1 rRNA gene is annotated in these 827 nt (G+C 46.3%); it reads right to left on the reverse strand.

The features are described from left to right. Window positions 1–454: 454 nt before the first annotated feature. Window positions 455–571: ribosomal RNA gene (gene rrf, locus WBG83_RS22510) — 5S ribosomal RNA — on the reverse strand. Window positions 572–827: the final 256 nt, after the last annotated feature.

Below are 827 nucleotides of genomic sequence, written 5' to 3' on the forward strand. Positions count from 1 at the left end.
GCACCCTGGCTCGTTTTTTTATTCATTCCCTATTTATGGGTTTTATTCTTGTTATTTGCTTCATGATTTCGCCGTGTAGCCGTATAGATATCATTTTAAACGCCGGACGCACATTGTTATATTGTAAACACAATTAAGCCTCATTATCATCAAAATGAAGATAAACAGCTGGTACATTGTATTATACCGTAAACCTCGCTTCTACACCTGTTCCAAGCCATCTGCTCGGATTCCACTCCTTTCATACGAATCCACCTGAGCAAATTGACGAAATCCCTCACAACCGCCACTAGTATGCCCTATAAAAAACGAACTACGCTCGAGCGACAATCCCAGTACAACGATGCATACATCCATATACTACGCTTACTCCCCCATCTGCCTTAAATCTTTCAATATAGAAAACTCAAACACAAAAACACCGTGCTGACAAATGTCAGCACGGCGCTCTGCGGCTTGGCAACGTCCTACTCTCCCGGGACCCTGCGGTCCAAGTACCATCGGCGCTGGAAGGCTTAACGATCGTGTTCGGGATGGGTACGCGTGGTTCCCTTCCGCCATCATCACCAAACCTGCAAGCTTTGTGAAGCAAAGCTGCTTCGAAAGCCTGTTTTTTTCGAAGAGTCCCCTCTTCGAAAACGCTGCAAGAAAATCTCCAGCCTTATCCAGGGCATGCAGCTTCTTGCTCAAGGGATTCCTCCCTGAAAACTAGATACGAAACGTTCCATCCATCCATGTTTGGTTAGCTGATGTATCTTGGATAAGCCCTCGACCGATTAGTATTCGTCAGCTCCACACGTTACCGCGCTTCCACCCCGAACCTATCT

The organism is Paenibacillus sp. y28 (assembly GCF_037137075.1).
Taxonomy (GTDB): domain Bacteria; phylum Bacillota; class Bacilli; order Paenibacillales; family NBRC-103111; genus JBBBNV01.